Annotated in this window: 3 protein-coding genes; 2 read left to right on the top strand and 1 reads right to left on the bottom strand. The window is 62.3% G+C overall.

Annotated elements, in window-relative coordinates; all coding sequences use genetic code 11:
- On the bottom strand, positions 1-207 hold a 207-nt coding region (locus ASD00_RS32995), incomplete at its 3' end, for a ParA family protein (RefSeq protein WP_156585907.1).
- 586 nt (positions 208-793) lie between these two features.
- Between ASD00_RS32995 and ASD00_RS32990 the strand changes: the two genes are divergently transcribed.
- Complete coding sequence (locus ASD00_RS32990) at positions 794-1,162, top strand: plasmid mobilization relaxosome protein MobC (RefSeq protein ID WP_156585905.1); 369 nt, start codon at positions 794-796, stop codon at positions 1,160-1,162.
- A 2,560-nt stretch (positions 1,163-3,722) separates the two neighbouring features.
- On the top strand, positions 3,723-4,108 hold a 386-nt coding region (locus ASD00_RS32970; protein WP_210173881.1), incomplete at its 3' end, for a hypothetical protein.

Here is a 4,108-nt window from a genome sequence, read left to right as displayed (position 1 = left end):
GTTCGGATCGAGGCAGCTTTCCGCTTCCAGGCGCTCCGGCCAGACATTCATCTGTTTCGACATCGTGACCCAGCGCATCGTGTTGGCGCGGCTATCGGCATCGATCAGAAACACGTCATTGCCCGCATGGGCTGCCGTCCCCGACAGCGCGCGAACGAGCGTGGTCTTCCCGGTTCCGCCCTTCGGGTTGGCGATAGTGACGATCATGGTGGCTCCTTCAGTTCAAGGATAAATTATAATTAATTACAAAAGTTGCCTTTCGCAACGTAATTGTTGCCCGTTGCTCGTTCACCATTGATGATTGATGACCGATGATTGCCCGCTGACGACGGGTAATGGTCAATAGGCAATCAACAATGGGCCATTAATGATNTTGCCCGTTGCTCGTTCACCATTGATGATTGATGACCGATGATTGCCCGCTGACGACGGGTAATGGTCAATAGGCAATCAACAATGGGCCATTAATGATGAACAACATGTGCGCTGCTAATTGTTGATTATCAACGATGAATAACCAGTTGCCAGCGCTGCAAGTGGGTATGAGCGCGTTAAAAGCGGGTAACTGTTCGCGCCGGAGTTTGTCGGTTCGCGCCAATCGGCCGAGGTGGTCGGATCGAGATCGTCGGTATCTGCGGATTGAGATTGATAATAAATTATAGTTGTCTCTTCTGTGGCAGGATAGTCAAGTTTGTGGTACAAACTCGACGTTGCCCCGCCTCCGGCAGGGCTGTGGTTCGCGCCTCTGGCGCTCCGGGTCGCCTCCGGCAACCTGACAAGCGGGAAGGAAACGATGCGGAGCGAAGTGGTCAGGGTCCGACTTCAGCCGGAGGAGCGGGAGGCGCTTGCCGTGTTGTGCGGAGAAGACCGCACCGCCAGCGACGTGATCCGGCTGCTGTTTCGCGATCAGGCGGGCCTTCCGCTCCCGGTTGGACTGGCCGAGGCAGACGCGCTGCGCGACACCAATGAGGAACTGCGGCGGATCGGTATCAATCTCAACCAGGCGGTCCGGGCGATGAATGAGGGGCGCGTCGCCTATGAACCGGATCTCGACGCGGCGCTACGCACTCTTCTCGACGGCCTGTTTCGGCTGCGGACCGACGTCGATCTGATGCTGCGGATCAGCTGTGAGGAGCGGAGGGGGACTGGCCGTGGCGCATGATTGGACCGGGCTGCTCGGCGCGATCGAGACCTATACCGTCCGTCGAGCATCGTCGCTGATTGACGAGGATGAGGAATCGCGCCGGCGGCGCGCGATCGGTATCGCGATGTCGGGGCAGGCTCCGCAGGAGCGCTTTGTACCGTCTGGCATNGGAGCGGAGGGGGACTGGCCGTGGCGCATGATTGGACCGGGCTGCTCGGCGCGATCGAGACCTATACCGTCCGTCGAGCATCGTCGCTGATTGACGAGGATGAGGAATCGCGCCGGCGGCGCGCGATCGGTATCGCGATGTCGGGGCAGGCTCCGCAGGAGCGCTTTGTACCGTCTGGCATTGCGAGCAAGACACGTCGAGGTCCGATATCGCCGAACGAGCCGACGATCGCGTCNGATGTCGGGGCAGGCTCCGCAGGAGCGCTTTGTACCGTCTGGCATTGCGAGCAAGACACGTCGAGGTCCGATATCGCCGAACGAGCCGACGATCGCGTCGATCCTGCAGGTGTCCCAGGCATCGCAGCGAGGTGTCATCGCGCTCGTCGGTGCCTTGGGTGCTGGCCGCAATCTGGATGACGAAGAKGAATTGAAGAAGTCGGCCGGCGGGGGAGGGGGCGCAGGCCTTTCCGCGCCTCGCATGGCTCAGCCGATCTCCACGCGACGCGCCGCAACGGRTAGATCCTCAGCGGAAACCGCGAGCCGTGCAGCGATTGCCGCCGGTGCACAGCCGGTCGTGATCAAGGTGACGTCGACGGTATCGAGCCGGGCTTCGGCCGCSGGCCTGATGACCTATCTCGGAACSCGCGAAATCGAGAAGGAAAACGGCGACAGGGGCAAGGTCGATATCCCGATCTACGATCAGGAYGGCCTCGCGGTCGCAAGCCGCGAGGACCGGGCCGCGGCGCTGGCCGAATGGGGCGCGGAATTCCGTAACGCCTATGCGGTCAACGCGCTGGCCACATTTTCCTTTACCGTCGCCGATACGGTCGACGATACCGCACTTCACGACGCCCTGAACGCCGCCTTTGGATCAAAGCCTTTCCTCTATTCTCGGCATCCGGATGGCAAGGTCTCGGTCTACGCGGTGACAGACCTGCCGGCGAAGAAGATTGCGGATGCGCTGAGGGCCCGCGAGAAGGGGGAAGGCCCGGCACGCGCTGTCGAAAATGCGGAAGCCAGTTTTGCACGCCGATTGGCCGACGCTGGAGTGACGGCCGAGGTGCGTATTCTCGGCGCCGCCGTCTCCGAAAAGTCCGGCCGCTACTTCCTCGAAAAATTCCTTCGCAACGAGAAAGCCGTAAGCACCAGCGCCGGCGATCTGATCGAGCGCGGGTCGAGCGTCAAGGAAAAGGCGGATAGGATTTGGCGGGACTGGTCATCCCACATTCGCACCGTCGAGCCACGTAATGCCTTCCATGTCATCTTCTCGGCGCGGACTGGGACCGATCCAGAGGCGATGACGCGGGCCGTGCGGGATTTTCTGAGCGAGCAGGTCGCCGGGCACAAGTGGATCACCGCTCATCATCCGGATACCGGCCATGTGCATGTCCATGCGATGATCTCGGCGCGAGACGACATCGGCAAGGCGCTGCGCCTCACCAAGCCGGAACTCTACGAATGGCGCGAGCGGTTCGCGGCCAAGGCACGCGAACAGGGCATCGCCATGGTCGCCACCCGGCGTGCAGACGTCGCGGCCACACGGCCTTACAGCCAGTCGCAAGCCGGCGCCTACGAGCGCAGCAAGAGCGATCCTCGCTATCTCAAGACGCCCGCCGTCACCAAACGCGTCGAGCGCAAGCGCGCCGGCGTCTCATCAATGGCAACCTGGCTCTCGCCGCGAAATGGCAGTCAACGGCGAGCGCCTTGAAGAAGGCCGGCGCGGAGCCGTCGGTGATCGCGGCGGCCGASCGGTTCGCAGCCGCGGCGGCCGGACAAGCTGCGCAGCCAGCGCCGCGCCACGCTGCCGGCTTTGCYCTCCTTCGTCTGGAGACGGAGGAGGTCGCTGACYGCGACGCGATGATTGAGATCGTCCAGCGGGTGGCCGGCGTCGATAGCAACTTCGTTTCGGCCGGCGGCAAGACAATTTATGTGCTGGCGCCCACAACGGCGAGCRTCAGCAAAATAGAGCGSGAACTCGCCAAGCAGAACGACGAGTTTGGCCCGGGCGGAGAGACGCTGTCCGTCGTCAGGGATTTCGAGGCGCGGATGCTCAAGCTGGGGWTGCGTTCTGACGTAATCATTGAGGCGGTGGGCTCCTCGAAGGAGGGTTCACCGTCGCCCTGGCTTCAAAAGCGGTTTGAAGCCTTTGCGCAGCGATCCGGCGCGCCGTCGAACGAGCCGTCGGCGGCACTCAAGACTGTCATCGCAAACATTCAACAGCAGAAGGAAAAGACCATGCCCCTATCGCTGGAACAGTTCGACGAGCGTGTTTCTCGAGCGAACAAATCGATGGACCGCCTCGAGACCATGGTCGACAGTAGTGCGGAGCGCCAGGCCGTCGAGGAGATGCGCAAGGAAATCTCCGCGCTCTTTGCCGAGCAGCGCCGCNCAACAGCAGAAGAAAAAGACCATGCCCCTATCGCTGGAACAGTTCGACGAGCGTGTTTCTCGAGCGAACAAATCGATGGACCGCCTCGAGACCATGGTCGACAGTAGTGCGGAGCGCCAGGCCGTCGAGGAGATGCGCAAGGAAATCTCCGCGCTCTTTGCCGAGCAGCGCCGCGACATCCAGATGCAGCAGATGCAATCGGTCGCTGACACCGCAGGGGAAGGGGGTACACCGCCGGCCGCCCGGACCGACGAGACACGCTCCCAGGACCGGGGATCGCCGCCGACGAGTGATCCCGCCATCGCCGCTCAGCAGCAGGCAATTGCCGCCGGTCGTGCCGCTCGTGCGGCGCGGGAACAGGCTGCCACTGCCAAAGGTGCCCAGGACGAGCAGCGCCAGCAGATCCT

Origin of the sequence: Ensifer sp. Root31 (assembly GCF_001424825.1) — a bacterium.
In the GTDB taxonomy this organism is placed as follows: Bacteria; Pseudomonadota; Alphaproteobacteria; order Rhizobiales; family Rhizobiaceae; genus Ensifer; species Ensifer canadensis.
Note: the sequence above shows the minus strand (reverse complement) of the source record. Positions and strands in the feature narration are given on the sequence as shown.

Coding starts and splice junctions, on each gene's coding strand:
- ASD00_RS32990 (WP_156585905.1), top strand. CDS start 794: ATGCGGAGCGAAGTGGTCAGGGTCCGACTTCAGCCGGAGGAGCGGGAG.